The organism is Blastococcus saxobsidens, from assembly GCF_002938435.1.
In the GTDB taxonomy this organism is placed as follows: Bacteria; Actinomycetota; Actinomycetes; order Mycobacteriales; family Geodermatophilaceae; genus Blastococcus; species Blastococcus saxobsidens.
In genome coordinates this window covers 1-18051 of sequence record NZ_POQT01000007.1, presented here as the reverse complement: position 1 = coordinate 18051, position 18051 = coordinate 1, and the positions used below count along the sequence as shown (strand labels likewise).

Here is an 18051-nt window from a genome sequence, read left to right as displayed (position 1 = left end):
CGGGGATCAGAAGGCGGAGCGGCAGGGGCGCGCGCGGAGTTCGTGGACGTAGTCGTCGGGGGCGCCGGCGGCCTCCGCGCCGTCGGCGATCGCGCCGAGGTGGCGGGCCGAGGGCAACCCGCCCTCGAAGGCGTCGAGCACGTAGGCGTAGGCGACGACGTCGCCGCCGAGGGTGTGCACCCGCAGGTGCACCCGGCGGTAGAGGCCCGAGTCGGCACCCTCCCACGAGTCCAGCGCCCGCTCGTCGGCCTCGGTGAGGTCGTACAACGCGACGAAGACCGCATCGGTGTCCCCGCCCACCCCGTCGTCCTCCGCCGGGACGAGGGTGGCGAGCGCGCCCTCCCAGCCCAGCTCCTCGCCGCCGAAGGTCAGCCGCCAGCCGCGGATCCAGCCGGTGCCGGTGTGCGGCGACGACGGGCAGCGGCGCAGCATCTGCGCCGGATCCATGTTCGACCCGTAGGCGGCGTAGAGGCCCATCGCAGGCGAGACTAACCAGCGAGCGGGCAGGCCGGGAAACGGGCGGTCCCCGGAACGGTGGCGGCAACGGGGACAATGGCCGCGACCGACCGAACGGCTGAGGAAGTTGGATCCATGACCCGCATCGTCATCATCGGTGGTGGCCCGGCCGGCTACGAGGCCGCCCTGGTCGCCGCGCAGCTCGGCGCGGAGGTCACCGTGATCGAGCGCGACGGCATCGGCGGGGCCAGCGTGCTCACCGACTGCGTGCCGTCCAAGGCGCTGATCGCGGCGGCCGGCGCCATGACGTCGGTGCGCGACTCCGCCGTCCTCGGCGTGCACGGTGCGGAGCTCGCGACGGTGAGCCTGGACCTGCCGGCCGCCAACCAGCGGGTGAAGGACCTGTCGATGGCGCAGTCCGCCGACATCCAGGCCCGTCTCGAGGGCGAGGGCGTGCGGATCCTCCGCGGTCAGGGGCGGCTCGCCGACGACGTCCCCGGCCTGGCGGCGCACGAGGTGGAGATCCTGGACGACGCTGGCGCCGTCGTCGACGAGATCGAGGGCGACGTCGTGCTCATCGCCACCGGCGCCGACCCGCGCGTGCTGCCCGGTGCCGAGCCGGACCACGAGCGGATCCTCGACTGGCGCGACGTCTACGACCTGCAGGAGCCGCCGCAGCACCTCGTCGTCGTCGGCTCCGGCGTCACGGGCGCCGAGTTCGCCTCCGGCTACCTCGAGGCGGGCGTGCCGGTCACCCTCGTCTCCTCCCGCGACCGCGTGCTGCCCGGCGAGGACTCCGACGCCGCCGAGGTGCTCGAGGAGGTCTTCCAGTCCCGCGGTGGCCGCCTGGAGCGCGGCCGGGCCGCCGGCGTCCGGCGCACCGAGAAGGGCGTCGTGGTCGAGCTGACCGACGGGCGCACCGTCGAGGGCTCGCACGCGCTGATGACCGTCGGCACCGTGCCCAACACCGCCGGGCTGAACCTCGGGTCCCACGGCGTCCAGGTGACCGAGGCCGGGCACGTGGTGGTCGACCGCGTCTCCCGCACGTCGGTCCCCGGCATCTACGCCGCCGGCGACGTCACCGGCGTCTTCCAGCTGGCGTCGGTGGCCGCCATGCAGGGCCGGATCGCCATGTGGCACGCCCTCGGCGAGGCCGTGGCGCCGATCAAGCTCAAGACGGTCGCCGCCAACGTCTTCACCCACCCGGAGATCGCCACCGTCGGCGTCCAGGAGAGGTCCCTGGCCGACGACGCCGATGTCGAGGTCGTGCGGCTGCCGCTGGCCACCAACGCCCGCGCCAAGATGAGCGACCTGCGCGCCGGGTTCGTGAAGCTGTTCGCCCGCCGCTCGACCGGCGTGATCGTCGGCGGCGTCGTCGTCTCCCCGGGGGCCTCGGAGCTGGTGCTGCCCATCGCGCTCGCCGTCACCAAGGGCCTGACCGTCGCCGACCTGGCGCAGACGTTCGCGATCTACCCGTCGCTGTCGGGGTCGATCACCGAGGCCGGCCGCCGGCTGATGGGTGCCGACGACCTCGCCTGAAGAAGGACCCCCTTCCTCCCCGCCCCTCGCACGCTCGGGGCGCGGCCCTGGAAGGGGCCGTTCCACAGCGTCACCTGAGGAGCCGGGGGCGCCTGCGGCGGATGTGACGGGAGTTCGGCTCAACTTCGCGCCGACGGTGCCGACGCGTGCGCGGGCCGCCGATTCAGGAGTCGATGTCTCCTGACCACGACCTCCGTCGTCCCCGCGGCCACCGTCGTCTGCTGCGCGCCGTGGCGGTGGCCGGTGCGCTGACCACGTCTGCCGTCGCCGTCCCTGCGGTCGCCGCCGCGGACAGCGGCACCACCGTCGTCGGCGAGTTCGTCCAGGCCTACGCCGAGGGCGCGCCCGGCGCCGCGCAGGACCACGGGGACGACGCGATGCTGAGCTGGGTCGCCGCTGCCGACGGGGCCGTCCGGGTGCCCACCGGGCAGATGGCGGGCGTGCCGGCCGGGGCGACCGTCGAGGTGACCGTCGGTGGCACCGTCGAGGACGACCACAGCGAGGACGGCGGCGACCAGGCCCGCGAGGTCCTGGAGAGCGACGTGCTGTCCCCGCCCCCGAGCCCGGACACCACGCCGGTGCCGGCGCCCCGCGGCGGGCTGACCAACGAGGTGACGGTCGTCCTCGTCGCGCCCGCCGGCACGATGCCCGACGGCACGCAGCTGAGCGACGTCGTCCGCACCGTCGACGGCACGGTCGCCGACTTCTGGGCGCAGCAGACCGGCGGCGCCATCCAGCTCGGTGTCGTGGCCTCCCGCCCCTGGGTGAGCACCACCGCCGGCTGCGCCGACCCGAACGCGCTGTGGACCGAGGTGGCCGCGAAGGTCGGGTTCGTGCCCGGCCCGCGCAAGCACCTCCTGCTGCGCCTGAGCGACCAGACCGCCGGGCAGCCCGGCTGCTCCTACGCGCTGGCCCAGGTCGGCGCCGAGCCGTCCTCCGGTGGCTACCTCTACGTCCGCCAGGACCTCCCGTCGGTCATCGCCCACGAGCTCGGCCACAACTTCGGTCTCGGCCACTCCTCGGCGGAGCAGTGCGACGCGACGATGGAGGGCGGCTCCTGCCGCACCAGCGGCTACCGCGACCTCTACGACGTCATGGGCGCCTCCTGGGGCCGGCTCGGGGCGCTCAACGCCGGCCAGGCCGCTGCCCTGCGGGTGCTGCCCGACGCGGCGACTCGGACCGTCTCCGTGGGCGACGCCGCCACCACCGTGACCCTCAGCCCCCTGGCCGGCACCGGCCAGGTCCGCGCCGTACGGCTGGTCGACGCCGAGGGCGTCGACCACTGGCTGGAGCTGCGCGCCGCCACGGGACAGGACGCCTGGCTGGGCACGGGCGACAACGTCTACCGCCTCGACTCCGGGGTCCTGCTGCGCCGCGTGGGAACCTTTCCCGACACCACGCTGCTGCTCGACGGCACGCCGAGCGCGGCGTCGCGCTGGGACGACGACCTGCAGTCCGCGCTCCCCGTGGGCACTGCCGTTCCCGTCTCCGGCGGCGACATCACGGTCACGGTGCAGCGGGTCGACGACGCCGGTGCGGTGCTCCAGCTCGCGCCGGCGGCGCGCGGGGCCGCCGCGGCCGCCGCACCCCGGTCCGCAGCCGCCGCCGCGCGGGGGGGCGCCGACCGCGCCGGCACGATCGCCGCGGACCCGGCGTCGGAGGCCCCGACGGCGCCGGCGCCGAAGCCGGTGACCTGGGTGCCGCCGGTCCCGGAGTTCTCGACGCGCGGGACCGTCTCGCTGGAGCCGGTCGCGGACTCCGCCAGCTCGCTGGGCGGGCTCCTGGTCCCGATCGGGGCCTCGGTGCTGGTCGGTGGCGGGCTGCTGGTCCTGCAGTCGCTGCGCCGCAACCGTCTCCGCCGCTGAGCCGACGGCCGCCGATCCCCGATCAGGTGATCCATCGTGCGGGGGCGACTGCCGATACACCTGACATGTCGTCCGCATCCACCCGTCAGCGCTTCGGCGCGGCCCTCACCGCCGCTCTCGCGTCCGCGCTGCTGCTCTCCGCTCCGCCGGCCCTCGCGGCCGGCGACCCGGTCACGCTCGACGTGCTGCGGGTCGTCGACGGTGAGTACGTCGTCGAGACGGTCACGGTGCCGGCCGGCAGCGCCGACTCGACCGCGGCCTCGCTGGAGGCCCGGGCCGACGTCGTCCACGCCTCCCCGGCGGTGAGCTACCGCGTGCAGGCCCCCACGGACCCGCTCTGGGAACTGGACGACCCGCAGGCGGCGAGTTCCGTCCCGGACGTCTGGCCGAGCACCCGGGGCGCCGGGCAGGTCGTGGCGGTGCTCGACACCGCGGTCGACGCCGGTCACCCCGACCTCGTCGGCGCCTTCGTGCCCGGTACGGACACGACGGGACTGGCGGCGGACCCGTCCGAGTGGCACGGGACCGGGGTGGCCGGTGTCATCGCGGCGCGCGCCGACAACGGCCAGGGAAGCGCCGGCATGGCGCCGGAGGCCAAGATCATGCCGGTCCGGGTGTGCACGGACGACTTCGGCTGCTCGTCGGCGGCCGTCGCGCGGGGCGTGCTGTGGGCCGCCGACCACGGTGCCGACGTCATCAACATGTCGCTGGCGGGTCCCGGCTACTCCGACGTCACCGCCGCGGCCATCCAGTACGCGCTGGACAAGGGCATCTCGGTCGTCGCGTCGGCCGGCAACTCCGGGGACACCGGCAACCCCGTCAACGAGGTGATGTACCCGGCGGCCAACAGCGGTGTCATCGCCGTCTCCGCGACGACGCCCACGGGCACGCCCGCACCCTGGGCCCAGCACGGCTGGCAGGTGGACATCGCCACCGTCGGGCAGGACCTGCTGACCACCTTTCCCGGCGCGCGGTACACCAGCGCGACCGGCACCTCCTTCTCCGCCCCCGCGGTCGCCGGGGCGGTGGCCCTGCTCCGCAGCAGCCGTCCGGGGATCACCCCGGACGAGGTCCAGGCCGCCCTGCAGGCCGGCGTGGACAGCTCGGCCTGGGACCGGGCCTGGGGTGCCGGGCGGCTCGTCATGCCGGCTGCCGTCGAGGCCGCCGGGCGCACCGGCGCCGCACCGACCGTCACGCCGTCGAGCGGCTCGATCACCGTCGCGTGGTCTGCGGTGACCGCTGCGACCGGCTACACCGTGCGGGTCGACGGCGTCGTCCGGGCCACCGTGACCGGCACCAGCGCCACGGTCACCGGACTGACCGACGGCCAGCAGGTCGCCGTCGACGTCCAGCCGAGCAACGGCCTCCGCAGCGCGCCGGTCCTGGCGACGGTGGGGCCCCCGCCACCTGTCGCCCCGACGCTCGAACCGGTCGCCAGGCTGGGCGTCACCAGTGGCAGGCCGTCGGTCACCCTCAAGGCCTCGACCACCGGGACGAACACCGGCAGGTACTCCCTCGTGCGCGACGGGCTGAGCCTGGGGACCTACTCCCTGCCCCTCGGCGCGTCGCCGGCCGACCGCACGTTCGTCATCGATGCGATGCCCAGCGCCACCACGCGCTGGCAGCTGCGGGCCGTGGACTCCCTCGGGCGCACCTCGGCACTGTCGAACGAGGCCGTCGCCGACCTCAGCCACCACCCCGTCACGGTCGCCTACGAGGCGCGCGGCGGCAGTTCCGGCCCTCTCGGTGCCGCGAGCGGGGCGCTCGCGTGCGGCCTGCGCGACGGCGGCTGCTTCCGCCACTACGCGGGCGGATCGATCTACTGGTCGCCGTCCACCGGGCCGCGCAGCGTCCAGCACTCGCTCCGTGAGCGCTGGGCGGGCTCGGGCTGGGAGAACGGCACCCTCGGCTACCCGGTGTCCGACACCGTCTGCACGCTGCGGAACGGCGGGTGCTTCCAGCACTTCCAGGGTGGGTCGCTCTACGCCACCGGCGCCCAGGCGCGCGCCTTCCTGGTCCAGGGGCGGACCCGCGACCGGTGGGCGGCCTCCGGGTGGGAAAACGGGCAGCTCGGGTTCCCGACGACGGACACCATCTGCGGTCTGCGTGACGGCGGGTGCTTCCAGCACTTCCAGTCCGGTTCGATCTACCTGTCCGCGACGACGGGCGTCCGGCTGGTGGGCACCGCCATCCGGTCACGGTGGGGCGGGACGGGCTGGGAGAACGGGCCGTTGGGCTATCCGACCGCGGACCAGGTCTGCGGGCTCCCGGACGCCGGCTGCTTCGTCCATTTCCAGCGGGGGTCGGTCTACGCCTCGGCGGCCACGGGCGCGCACGACGTCTCGCTGGTCATCCGGGACGCCTGGGCCAGGTCCGGATGGGAGCGCGGGACTCTGGGCTATCCGACCACCGACACCCTCTGCGGGTTGCGGGACGGCGGCTGCTTCCAGCACTTCCAGCGCGGATCGGTCTACTGGTCGCCGGGCACCGGGTCCAGGCTGATCGACGTCGCGACGCGGAACGTCTGGGCGTCGACGGGGTGGGAGAACGGCGTGCTCGGTTACCCGGTGACCGACCAGCAGTGCGGGCTCCTCCGCGGCGGCTGCTTCGTCCACTTCCAAGGGGGATCGGTGTACACGTCGCCCGAGAGCGGGACCCACGTGGTCATGGGCTGGGCACGGGACACCTGGGCGGCCTCCGGCTGGGAGGGCGGCTCGCTCGGGTACCCGGTGGAGGGCCGGCGCTACTACAGCGACGGCGAGTCCCAGCGCTTCCACGGTGGCACCCTGCGGCTGTACTACCGCACCGGTCAGGTGCGGGTGGTCTGAGCGGGGGCCCGCCACCGCGCAGCGGTGGCGGGCCCCCGCCCGGCAGTGGTGCCTACTGGGCGGCGTCGGCGATGGTGCAGATGACCGCACCGCTGGTGACCGAGGCGCCGACCTCGGCGGCCAGCCCGGAGATGGTGCCGGCCTTGTGCGCGGTGATCGGCTGCTCCATCTTCATGGCCTCGAGGACGACGACCAGGTCGCCGGCCTCCACCGTGGCGCCGTCCTCGACGGCGACCTTCACGATCGTGCCCTGCATGGGCGAGGTGAGGGAGTCACCCGAGGCGGCCGAACCGCCCCCACCGCCGCCACGCTTGCGCGGCTTCGCGGCGGCACCCGGAGCCGCGCCACCGCCACCGGCGGCCAGGCCCGCCGGGAGGGATACCTCCATGCGGCGGCCCCCCACCTCGACGACGACGGTCTGCCGCGGGGCGTCCTCGTCGGCCACGGCCGGGGCGACGTCGTAGGGCGGGACCTGGTTGTCCCACTCCGTCTCGATCCAGCGGGTGTGCACCGTGAACGGCTCGCTGGTGAACGCCTCGTCGCGGACGACCGCGCGGTGGAACGGGATGACCGTGGGCATGCCCTCGACGATGAGCTCGTCCAGGGCGCGGGCGGCCCGCTGCAGGGCTTCGGCGCGGGTGGCACCGGTGACGATCAGCTTGGCCAGCATCGAGTCGAACGCGCCGGCCACCTCGCCGCCGGTCTCGACACCGGAGTCCCAGCGGACGCCCGGGCCCTGCGGGATCTCCAGGCGGTTCACCGGGCCGGGCGCCGGCATGAAGTTGCGGCCGGCGTCCTCGGCGTTGATCCGGAACTCGATGCTGTGCCCGCGTGGCGTCGGGTCCTCGGTGATCTCCAGCGGCAGCCCGTCGGCGATGCGGAACTGCTGGCGGACCAGGTCGATGCCCGAGGTCTCCTCCGAGACCGGGTGCTCCACCTGGAGGCGGGTGTTGACCTCGAGGAAGGAGATGGAGCCGTCGGCGCCGACGAGGTACTCGACCGTGCCCGCGCCGTGGTAGCCCGCCTCGGCGCAGATCGCCTTGGCCGAGGAGTGGATGCGCTCGCGCTGCTCGTCGGTGAGGAAGGGTGCGGGAGCCTCCTCGACCAGCTTCTGGTTGCGGCGCTGCAGCGAGCAGTCGCGGGTGCCGACGACGACCACGTTGCCGTGGGTGTCGGCCAGCACCTGCGCCTCGACGTGCCGGGGCTTGTCCAGGAAGCGCTCGACGAAGCACTCGCCGCGACCGAAGGCGGAGACCGCCTCGCGGACGGCGGAGTCGAACAGCTCGGGGATCTCCTCGATCGTGCGGGCGACCTTGAGCCCGCGGCCGCCACCGCCGAAGGCGGCCTTGATGGCGACGGGCAGGCCGTGCTCCTGCGCGAAGGCCACGACCTCGTCGGCGCCGCCGACCGGGTCCTTGGTGCCGGGCACCAGCGGGGCGCCGGCCTTGGTGGCGATGTGCCGCGCCTGCACCTTGTCGCCCAGGGCGATGATCGCCTCGGGGGAGGGGCCGATCCAGGTCAGCCCGGCGTCGAGGACGGCTTGGGCGAAGTCGGCGTTCTCCGACAGGAAGCCGTAGCCGGGGTGGACGGCGTCGGCGCCGGACTGCTTGGCGGCGCCGAGGATCTTGTCGATGACCAGGTAGGAGTCGCCGGGCGTGGTGCCGCCCAGGGCGAAGGCCTCGTCGGCGACGCGGACGTGCAGCGCGTCGCGGTCGGGTTCGGCGTAGACCGCCACGCTGGTCAGACCCGCGTCCTTGCACGCGCGGGCCACCCGGACCGCGATCTCGCCACGGTTGGCGATGAGGACCTTCTGCACCGGTGCTCTCCCTCTTCTGTGGGCCGGTCGAACGATTGTCAGTGCCCGCGCCGGGCGGGATGGTTCACCGACGCCGCGGTGGTCAGCGGCGCCAGAGGTCGGTGATGGTCAGGCCGCGCTTGGACAGCTGGGTCCGCAGGACCGTCAGCGACAGCCCCACCACGGCCGCCGGGTCGCCCTCGACCCGCCGGACGAACGGTGCCCCGAGCCCGTCGAGGGTGAAGGCGCCCGCCACGGACAGCGGCTCACCGGTGGCGAGGTAGGCCTCGACCTCGGCCGGGGTGGGGTCGGCGAAGTAGACGACGGTCGAGGCGACCGCGATGTCCCGGCTGACGACCGCGCCGTCGCGGACGTCGAAGAGCGCCTGGCCGGTGTGCAGGATGCCGGAGCGCCCCGCCATCCGCCGCCAGCGGTCCCGGGCCTCCGCGGCGTCGGCCGGCTTGCCCTGCGGCTTGCCGCCGAACTCCAGCAGCGAGTCCGCACCGATGACGAGGGCGTCGGTCTCGCGATTGGCGACGTCGGCGGCCTTGGCCGCGGCCAGCAGGGCGACCTGCTCGGCCACGCGGGGGGCGGAGTACGACGACTCGTCCACCTCGCTCACCACGACCTCCGGCGCCAGGCCCGCCTGACGCAGCAGGGACAGCCGGGCGGGGGAGGCGGACCCGAGCACGAGCCGGCGGTCGACGGTCATGCCGGGCTCCCCGCGGCGCGCCAGCCCCCGGGGCCGGCCTGCAGCGGACGGCGGTGGGTGCGGCCGTAGGACGCCCAGGCGCCCACGGGGGTGGGCCGCCGGCGGGTACCGCGCTGCGACATCGCCGCCACGACGACGGTCAGCGCGGCGAGCTCCTCGGCCGAGGGCTCGCCCTTGACCACACGCAGGAGCGGGGAAGCCGGGGACGGCAGCTGGCCTGGTCGCGCCGAGTGGGCCCCGGAGGGGTCCGCGCAGGCGTGACGGGTGGGCTCCACGTCGTCCGGGAACGGCACCTGGCCGCGGTGCGGCCCGGAGGGTCGCGATGTCATAGCGGGATGTTCCCGTGCTTCTTCGGCGGCAGGGCCTGCCGCTTGTTGGCCAGCACGCGCAGCGCCTTGGTCACCTGCACGCGGGTGTGCGACGGCGGGATCACCGCGTCCACGTACCCGCGGTCGGCGGCGATGTAGGGGTTGGCGAGGGTGTCCTCGTACTCTGCGATCAGCTCCGCGCGGCGGGACTCCGGGTCCTCGGCCGCGGCGAGCTCCTTGCGGTACAGGATCCCCACCGCGCCCTGCGCACCGACGACGGCGATCTGCGCCGTCGGCCACGCGAGGTTGACGTCGGCGCCGAGGTGCTTGGAGCCCATGACGTCGTAGGCGCCGCCGTAGGCCTTGCGGGTGATGACGGTGACCTTGGGGACCGTCGCCTCCGCGTAGGCGTAGATCAGCTTGGCCCCGCGCCGGATGATGCCCTCCCACTCCTGCGAGGTGCCGGGCAGGAAGCCCGGGACGTCGACGAAGGTCAGCACCGGGATGTTGAAGGCGTCGCAGGTGCGCACGAAGCGCGCGGCCTTCTCGCTGGCGTCGATGTCCAGGGTGCCGGCGAACTGGGTGGGCTGGTTGGCCACGACGCCGACCGGGCGGCCCTCGACCCGGCCGAACCCGACGAGGATGTTCGGCGCGAACAGCGGCTGCACCTCGAGGAACTCGCCGTCGTCGAGCACGTGCTCGAGAACGGTGTGCATGTCGTAGGGGGTGTTCGCCGAGTCGGGGACGAAGGTGTCGAGCTCGAGGTCCTCCTCGGTCAGCGCGTCCGGCAGGACGGTCTCGACCGGCGCCATCTCGACGGCCGGCAGCGGGTCGAGGTTGTTGCTCGGCAGGTAGGACAGCAGCGCCTTGACGTAGTCCAGGGCGTCGTTCTCGTCCTCGGCCAGGTAGTGCGCCACCCCGGACCTGGTGTTGTGCGTGCGGGCGCCGCCGAGCTCCTCGAGCGTCACGTCCTCACCGGTCACGGTCTTCACGACGTCGGGGCCGGTGATGAACATCTGGCTGGTCTTGTCGACCATGACGATGAAGTCGGTGAGGGCGGGGGAGTAGACGTGCCCGCCGGCGGCCGGGCCCATGACCAGGGAGATCTGCGGGATGACGCCGGAGGCGTGCACGTTGCGCTGGAAGATCTCGCCGTACAGGCCGAGGGAGACCACGCCCTCCTGGATCCGGGCGCCGCCGCCTTCGTTGATGCCGACGAGGGGGCAGCCGTTCGTGATCGCGAAGTCCTGGACCTTGACGATCTTCTCGCCGTAGACCTCGCCGAGGCTGCCGCCGAAGACGGTGACGTCCTGGGAGAAGATCGCCACCGGCCGGCCGTCGACGGTGCCGTACCCGGTGACGACGCCGTCGCCGAAGGGGCGCTTGTCGGCCATCCCGAAGTTCGTCGAGCGGTGGCGGGCGAACTCGTCGAACTCGGTGAACGAGCCCGGGTCCAGCAGCGCCTCGATCCGTTCGCGCGCGGTCATCTTCCCCGCGGCGTGCTGCTTCTCCACGGCCCGCTCCGAGCCCGCGTGCACGGCCTCCTGGACCCGCCGCTCGAAGTCGGCCAGCTTGCCGGCGGTCGTGTGGATGTCGACGTCGTCGGGGACGTGCTCCCCGGCGCCCTGCAGTTCGGCGGCACTCACGCGTACTCGGTCTCCTCGCTGGCGCTCGTCGGCCGCCGCAGCGGCACTGCTGTCTACCCCGTGACCGAGCGGTACCCGGGCCACGGGGTACGTAGCGTAGGGGAGTCACCGGCGCCCTTCCTGCCGGTGTCCCGGTGTCTGCCGTCCGGGCGATCCGCGGCCTCCACCTCCGCGGGGGGACGTCGGCTGTCGGCCGCCCGACAGGCAGGGCACTATCCATCCGGGCGCCCGAGTCCCGCGTCGCGGTCGGCGGTGTCCGCCCGCAGGTTCCACCGATGCGACCGAGAGGGCAGACGATGACCGACGCGGCAGCGCCTGTCCCGCCGGCCCGGTACGCCGGTGAGGTGCCCGCCCCCGCCGGCGAGCCCGGCACCGGTCGTCCGGCCGGGCTCCACGGCTCAGTCGCGTGGGGCCTGGTGCGCGCGGTGCGGCCACGGCAGTGGGTGAAGAACGCGCTGGTCCTGGCCGCGCCCCTCGCGGCGGGCCGGATCGCCGATCTCGACGTCCTCGGGCCGACGCTGCTGGCGTTCGTGCTGTTCTGCCTGGTGTCGGGCGCCGTCTACCTGGTCAACGACGTGATCGACGTCGAGGAGGACCGCCGGCACCCGCGCAAGCGGCTGCGGCCGATCGTCTCCGGGCTCGTGCCGCGGCCGGTCGCGGTGGTCACCGCGGTCGTCCTGGCCGGTGCCGCCCTGATCGGCGCCTTCCTCCTGACCCGGCCGGCGCTGGCCTGGGTGCTGGCCACCTACGTCGTGGTGCAGGTGGCGTACTGCCTGGGCCTGAAGAACCAGGCCGTGCTCGACCTCGCCGTCGTCGCCTCCGGCTTCCTGCTGCGCGCGGTGGCCGGCGGCGTCGCCGCCGGGCTGCCGCTGTCCCAGTGGTTCCTGCTCGTGGCCTCGTTCGGCTCGCTGTTCATCGTGGCGGGCAAGCGGTACTCGGAACTGGTCCTGGTCGGGGACGCCGCGCAGACCCGCCGCACCCTGCAGGAGTACTCGGCCAGCTACCTGCGCTTCGTGTGGGGGCTGTCGGCGGGGGTGGCCTGCACCGCGTACAGCCTCTGGGCGTTCGAGATGGGCGAGACCCGCCCCGGCATCCCGTGGGCGGCGCTGTCCATCGCCCCGTTCGTGCTCGGCGTGCTGCGCTACGCCGTCGACGTGGACAAGGGCACCGCCGGCGCACCGGAGGAGATCGTCTTCCGGGACCGCACCCTGCTCCTCCTCGGGCTGGCGTGGGCCGCGACCGTCGGGGCGGGAGTCTTCGGTGGCTGACGCCGGCCCGCGCACGGCGGTGCCCCTGACCGGCTGGGGGCGGACCGCCCCCACGCCTGCGACCGTCGTGCCCGTCCGCGGTGCCGACGACGTCGCTGCGGCGCTTCGGGCGGTCTCCCCGCGAGGGGTGCTGGCCCGCGGGCTGGCGCGCAGCTACAACGACGCCGCCCAGAACGCCGGCGGGCACGTCCTGGACATGACCGGCGCCGACCGGCTGCTCGACGTCGACCTGGCCGGCGGCGAGGTCGAGGTGGAGGCCGGGATCTCCCTGGACCGCCTGATGGATCTCTTCGTGCCGATGGGGCTCTTCGTCCCGGTGACCCCGGGAACCCGGTACGTCACCGTGGGCGGGGCGATCGCGGCCGACATCCACGGCAAGAACCACCACGTCGCCGGCACCTTCTGCGAGCACGTGGCACACCTGGACCTGCTGACGGCCGACGGCGAGGTCCGCCGGATCGGGCCCGGCGCCGATCCCGAGCTCTTCTGGGCCACCGCCGGCGGCATGGGCCTGACCGGCGTGATCCTGCGGGCCCGCGTCCGGATGACCCGCATCGAGTCGTCCCGGCTCGTCGTCGACACCGACCGCACGCCCGACCTCGACTCGCTCATGGCGCTGCTGGAGAGCACCGACCACCGCTACGACTACTCGGTGGCCTGGATCGACTGCGTGGCCCGGGGCGCCCGCATGGGGCGCTCGGTCCTGACCCGCGGGCGGTTCGCCCGCCGCGACGAGCTGTCGGCGAGGCAGCAGGCCGACCCGCTGCGCTATGCCGGCTCGATCACGCTGTCCGCGCCCGACCTGTTCCCGCCGGGGCTGCTGAACCCGGCGACGGTCGCCGCGTTCAACGAGCTCTGGTACCGGAGGTCGCCGCGGCGCAGACGGGACCAGCTGCAGGGCATCGGTGCCTTCTTCCACCCGCTCGACGGCGTGGGGAACTGGAACCGGGTGTACGGCCCGCGCGGTTTCGTGCAGTACCAGTTCGTCGTCCCGTTCGGGGCGGAGGAGACGATGCGCCGGGCGCTGGAGCGGATCAGCCGCTCCGGGCACGCCTCGTTCCTCGCCGTCCTCAAGCGGTTCGGGGCGGCCAACCCCGGCCTGCTGTCCTTCCCGGCGCCCGGCTGGACGCTCGCCCTGGACATCCCGGTCGTCCGCGGGCTGGCCGCGCTGCTCGACGAGCTCGACGAGCTCGTGGTGGGCGCCGGCGGCCGGGTGTACCTCGCCAAGGACCCCCGCGTCCGGCCCGAGGTGTTCGAGCGCATGTACCCCCGTCTCGAGTCGTTCCGGGACGTGCGCCGCCGCGTGGACCCCACGGGCATGTTCACCTCGGACCTGGCCAGGAGGCTCGCCCTGTGATCGACGCGCTCGGTTCGGTCGGCTCGCTGCTGCTCGTCGGCGGCACGTCCGACATCGCCGTGGCCACGGCCCGCCGCTACCTCGTCGACCGTCCGCTGCGCATCGTCGTCGCGGCCCGGGAGACGCCGCGCCGCGTGACCGTGGCCGAGGAGCTGCGGGCGGCCGGCGGGCAGGTGGAGGTCGTCGACTTCGACGCCGACGACCCGGCGTCCCCGGCGCGGATGCTGACCGCCGCGACGGCCGGCGGCGACATCGACGTCGCGGTGGTCGCCTTCGGTCAGCTGGGCGAGGCCGACCGGCTGCGCACCGACAGCGCGGCGGCGGCCCACCTGGCGCAGGTCAACTACGTGGCCGCCGTCGCGGTCGGCACCGAGCTGGCCGTCCGCATGCGGACGCAGGGCCACGGCGTGATCGTCGCGCTCTCCTCGGTGGCCGGTGAGCGGGTGCGCCGGTCCAACTACGTCTACGGGTCGACCAAGGCCGGCATGGACGGATTCTTCTCCGGCCTCGGCGACTCGCTGGCCGGGACCGGGGTGTCGGTGCTCGTCGTGCGGCCCGGGTTCGTGCGCTCGAAGATGACCGAGGGGCTGCCCGACGTGCCCCTCTCCACCACGCCCGAGGCGGTGGCCGAGGCGATCGTCGCCGGTGTCCGCGGCGGCCGGCACACGGTCTGGGTGCCCGGGGCCATGCGCTGGGTGATGAGCGGCCTGCGGCACACCCCGCGCGCGGTCTTCCGGCGGCTGCCGTTCTGAGCGCTGGCTAGCGTGGCCCCCGTGCCCGACGACAACTCCTCCCGCTGGTCGGACCTCGACCGCCCCGCGCTCGACGCCGCCGCGCTGCAGTCCGCCCTCACCCGGGACAGCGCGCTGTGGCGCTCGCTCGAGGTGGTCCAGGAGGTCGGCTCGACGAACGCCGCCCTCACCGCCGCCGCGGTGGACGGCGCCGCGGAGGGCTCGGTGCTGGTGGCCGAGCACCAGGTCACCGGGCGGGGCCGGCTGGACCGCGTCTGGACCTCCCCGCCGCGGGCCGGGCTGACCGTCTCCTTCCTGCTGCGGCCCGACGTGCCGGCCGCCCGACGCGGCTGGCTCCCGCTGCTGACCGGTGTGGCCCTGGCCGAGGCCGTCGGCGAGGTCACCGGGGTGCTGGCCTCGGTGAAGTGGCCCAACGACCTGCTGGCCCGCGACGGCCGCAAGCTCGCCGGGATCCTCGCCGAGGCCTCCGGCGACGCCGTCGTCGTCGGGGTGGGGCTCAACGTCTCGACGACGGCGGACGAGCTGCCCGACACCGGCACGTCGCTGTCGGGGGTCACCGGCGCCACCGTGGACCGGGCACCGGTGCTGCTGGCGTTCCTGCGGGCGGTCGAGCGTCGCTACCGCGGCTGGGTGGAGGCGCTGGGGGACCCGGTGCTGTCCGGGCTGGCGCGTGACTACCTGGCGTGGTCCTCGACGGTTGGCAGCGCGGTGCAGGTGACGATGCCGGACGGTTCCACGCTGGCCGGGACGGCCCGGGCCGTGGACTGGGACGGCCGCCTCGTCGTCGACACCCCGGAGGGCACCGTCGAGCTGGCCAGCGGCGACGTCCGGCACGTCCGCCCGGCCTGACGCCTGACACGCCGACGGCGTCGGTCGCCGGATCGGGGCCGGATCGCCAGGCATCCTGGGGAGGTGCCGTACCCGGACAGGCTGCTCGCCGACGACGAAGAGGTGGTGCGCCACCTCCACCCGCACTGGCTGACGATCTTCTGGCCGGTGGTGTTCTTCCTGCTGCTGGTGGGCGGTGCCTCGTTCGGGGCGGCGCTCGTCCCGGCCGGCCGGCAGCAGGGCATGGTCCGGCTGGCGATCGTCGCGCTGGCGCTCCTGCTCCTGCTGGTCTTCGTCGCCGTCCCGCTGCTGCGCTGGCGGACGACGCACTACGTCGTCACCACCCACCGGCTGCTGTTCCGGGAAGGCGTCCTGGCCCGCCGGGGCCGCGACCTGGGGCTGTCCCGGATCACCGACGTCTCCTACACGCAGACGCTCTGGGCGCGGATCGTCAGCTCCGGCACGCTGACCATCGAGACCGCCGGCGACAGCGGCCCGACGGTCTTGCGGCGGATCCCCGACAGCGACGGGGTCCAGCAGCTGCTCAACCACATGATCGAGGAGGACGCCGACCGGCGGGCGCAGGAGAGCGCCGGGTACCTGCGCGACGACGACTGGCCGTCCGACGGCGGCTGGCGGTCCACCGCCGTCCTCTGAGCAGGACGTATCCGGATGTGACGGGTCCGTCACGGCGCGCCTGACCGGTTCTGTCGTACCCCCTCCCTACCTTTCGGCCTCATGCGGCTCCTGCACACGTCCGACTGGCACATCGGCCGGACGCTGCACGGCACCGACCTGCTCGCCGAGCAGGAGGCGGTCCTCGGGGGCCTGGCCGCCGTCGTCACCCGGGAACGGGTCGACGTCGTGGTCGTGGCCGGAGACGTCTACGACCGGGCCGTCCCGTCGGCGGACGCGACCGGTGTGCTCGACCGCGTCGTCGGCCGGCTGCTCGCCACCGGTGCCCGCGTGGTCCTCACTCCCGGCAACCACGACTCGGCACGCCGCCTGGGCACCTTCTCCGGCCTGCTCAGCGCCGCCGGGCTGCACGTGCGCGCGGCCACCGCCGGCCTCGACGAGCCGGTGCTGCTGGCCGACGAGCACGGCGAGGTGGCCGTCTACGGCATCCCCTACCTGGAGCCGGAGGTCGCCCGCCACGAGCTGGGCGTGCCCGAGGCGCGCAGCCACGAGGCGGTGCTGGGCGAGGCGATGGACCGGATCCGCGCCGACCTCTTCCTGCGCCCGGGCGTCCGGTCGGTCGTGCTCGCGCACGCCTTCGTCGGCGGCGGGCAGCCCAGCGACAGCGAGCGCGACATCTGCGTCGGCGGGGTCGACCTCGTGCCGGCCGGCGTCTTCCACGGCGTGGACTACGTGGCGCTGGGACACCTGCACCGCCCGCAGACGCTGTCGCCGCGGCTGCGCTACAGCGGCTCCCCGCTGGCCTACTCCTTCGGCGAGGCCGGCCAGCAGAAGCAGGCGTGGCTGGTCGACCTCGACGCCGCAGGGCTGGCCGACGTCCGGGCGCTCCCGCTGCCCACGCCGCGGCCGCTGTCGGTGCTCACCGGTTCCCTGGAGGAGCTGCTCGCCGATCCGGCCCACGCGGCCGCGGAGGAGCACTTCGTCTCCGCCCGCCTCACCGACCCGGCCCGTCCGGCCGACCCGATGCGCCGGCTGCAGGCCCGCTTCCCGCACTGCGTGCACCTGGACTGGACGGGGTCGGCCGAGGTTGCGGAGAGCGGCAGCTACCAGGAGCGGATGCGCGGCCGCAGCGCCCTCGACGTGGCCGGCGAGTTCGTGAGCCACGTCCGCGGCGTGCCGGCCAGCCCGGCGGAGCGGGAGCTGCTCGCCCGGGCCCTCGGCGCCGTGGACCGCGCGGAGGCGGCCCGATGAGGCTGCACCGGTTGTCGGTCACCGCCTTCGGCCCGTTCGCCGGCACCGTCGAGGTGGACCTGGACGAGATAGGCCGCGACGGTCTCTTCCTGCTGTGGGGTCCCACGGGTGCGGGCAAGACCACGCTGCTGGACGCCGTGGTGTTCGCCCTCTACGGCCGGGTGCCCGGCGCGCGGGGCGAGGAGAAGCGCCTGCGCAGCGACCACGCCGACGCCGCCACCCGCACCGAGGTCACCTGCGAGCTGACCCTGGGCGAGGAGCGGCTGCGGGTGGTCCGGCGGCCGGAGCAGCAGCGACCGAAGAAGCGCGGGGAGGGCTGGGCGACCGAGCAGGCCAAGCTCCTGGTCTCCCGGCTCACCGACGGCGGCTGGGAGCCCGTCAGCACCCGGATCGACGAGGGCTCGGAGCACCTGCGCACGCGCGTGGGGCTCGACGTCCACCAGTTCTGCCAGGTGGTGCTGCTGCCGCAGGGGGACTTCGCGCGGTTCCTGCGCGCCGAGCCGGAGTACCGGGCCGAGCTGCTGCGCACGCTGTTCGACGTCGACCGCTTCGCGCGGGCCGAGGAGTGGCTGGCCGAGGAGCGCAGCGCGGCACGGGAGCTGACCGCGGCGCACCGGGCGCAGCTGAGCACCCTGCTGGCGCGGGTGGCGCAGATCGCCGACGTCGACATGCCGGAGGAGCTGGCCCCGGAGCTGGTCGGCGCCGCGCCGGGCGCCCGCGTGCTGCCCTGGGTGGACCAGGTCCGCGCCGCGGCGGCCGGGCGGCTGACGGCGGCGACGGCCCGCGCCGAGGCCACGGCCGCCGAGGTGG

15 protein-coding genes are annotated in these 18051 nt (G+C 74.5%); 10 read left to right on the top strand and 5 right to left on the bottom strand.

Going from position 1 to position 18051, the window contains the following annotated elements; translation table 11 throughout:
• Positions 1-6: 6 nt before the first annotated feature.
• Complete coding sequence (locus C5507_RS06055) at positions 7-477, bottom strand: gamma-glutamylcyclotransferase family protein (protein WP_104527641.1); 471 nt, start codon at positions 475-477, stop codon at positions 7-9.
• A 114-nt stretch (positions 478-591) separates the two neighbouring features.
• Between C5507_RS06055 and C5507_RS06050 the strand changes: the two genes are divergently transcribed.
• The 3 genes from C5507_RS06050 (at position 592) to C5507_RS06040 (ending at position 6688) form a co-directional block, all read left to right on the top strand.
• On the top strand, positions 592-1995 hold the full coding sequence (locus C5507_RS06050; RefSeq protein WP_104527640.1) for an NAD(P)H-quinone dehydrogenase: 1404 nt from the start codon (positions 592-594) through the stop codon (positions 1993-1995).
• Positions 1996-2168: 173 nt separating this feature from the next.
• Entirely contained in the window at positions 2169-3860 is a 1692-nt protein-coding gene (locus C5507_RS06045; RefSeq protein ID WP_104527639.1) for a reprolysin-like metallopeptidase, read from the top strand.
• A 65-nt stretch (positions 3861-3925) separates the two neighbouring features.
• Positions 3926-6688 (top strand): S8 family serine peptidase, encoded by a 2763-nt coding sequence (locus C5507_RS06040; RefSeq protein WP_104527638.1) that lies wholly within the window; start codon positions 3926-3928, stop codon positions 6686-6688.
• A gap of 52 nt (positions 6689-6740) precedes the next feature.
• Here the strand turns inward: C5507_RS06040 and C5507_RS06035 are convergent, their stop codons facing one another.
• The 4 genes from C5507_RS06035 to C5507_RS06020 form a co-directional block, all read right to left on the bottom strand.
• Entirely contained in the window at positions 6741-8504 is a 1764-nt protein-coding gene (locus C5507_RS06035; RefSeq protein ID WP_207225825.1) for an acetyl/propionyl/methylcrotonyl-CoA carboxylase subunit alpha, read from the bottom strand.
• An 82-nt stretch (positions 8505-8586) separates the two neighbouring features.
• Entirely contained in the window at positions 8587-9195 is a 609-nt protein-coding gene (locus C5507_RS06030) for a Maf family protein (protein WP_104527636.1), read from the bottom strand.
• Positions 9192-9524: an acyl-CoA carboxylase subunit epsilon gene (locus C5507_RS06025; protein WP_104527635.1), complete on the bottom strand. Its 333-nt coding sequence runs from the start codon at positions 9522-9524 to the stop codon at positions 9192-9194. The genes C5507_RS06030 and C5507_RS06025 overlap by 4 nt, the downstream gene beginning before the upstream one ends.
• Positions 9521-11149 (bottom strand): acyl-CoA carboxylase subunit beta, encoded by a 1629-nt coding sequence (locus C5507_RS06020; protein WP_104527634.1) that lies wholly within the window; start codon positions 11147-11149, stop codon positions 9521-9523. The genes C5507_RS06025 and C5507_RS06020 overlap by 4 nt, the downstream gene beginning before the upstream one ends.
• Positions 11150-11445: 296 nt before the next feature.
• On the opposite strand from C5507_RS06020, the gene C5507_RS06015 reads away from it, so the two are divergent.
• The 7 genes from C5507_RS06015 to C5507_RS05985 all read left to right on the top strand — a co-directional run.
• The gene (locus tag C5507_RS06015; protein WP_104527633.1) at positions 11446-12417 is read left to right on the top strand and encodes a decaprenyl-phosphate phosphoribosyltransferase; all 972 of its coding nucleotides are present in this window, start codon (positions 11446-11448) and stop codon (positions 12415-12417) included.
• Positions 12410-13774, top strand: coding sequence for a decaprenylphosphoryl-beta-D-ribose oxidase (dprE1, locus tag C5507_RS06010; RefSeq protein WP_207225823.1), 1365 nt, complete (start codon positions 12410-12412; stop codon positions 13772-13774). The genes C5507_RS06015 and dprE1 overlap by 8 nt, the downstream gene beginning before the upstream one ends.
• Positions 13771-14526, top strand: coding sequence for a decaprenylphospho-beta-D-erythro-pentofuranosid-2-ulose 2-reductase (gene dprE2 / locus C5507_RS06005; protein ID WP_104527632.1), 756 nt, complete (start codon positions 13771-13773; stop codon positions 14524-14526). The genes dprE1 and dprE2 overlap by 4 nt, the downstream gene beginning before the upstream one ends.
• Before the next feature lie 21 nt (positions 14527-14547).
• On the top strand, positions 14548-15375 hold the full coding sequence (locus C5507_RS06000; RefSeq protein WP_104527751.1) for a biotin--[acetyl-CoA-carboxylase] ligase: 828 nt from the start codon (positions 14548-14550) through the stop codon (positions 15373-15375).
• Positions 15376-15438: 63 nt separating this feature from the next.
• A complete protein-coding gene (locus tag C5507_RS05995) occupies positions 15439-16011 on the top strand; it encodes a PH domain-containing protein (RefSeq protein WP_104527631.1) in 573 nt (190 codons plus the stop codon).
• An 81-nt stretch (positions 16012-16092) separates the two neighbouring features.
• On the top strand, positions 16093-17241 hold the full coding sequence (locus C5507_RS05990) for an exonuclease SbcCD subunit D (protein WP_104527630.1): 1149 nt from the start codon (positions 16093-16095) through the stop codon (positions 17239-17241).
• The coding region (locus C5507_RS05985; protein ID WP_158657523.1) for an AAA family ATPase at positions 17238-18051 on the top strand (814 nt) is incomplete at its 3' end. The genes C5507_RS05990 and C5507_RS05985, both read left to right, overlap by 4 nt.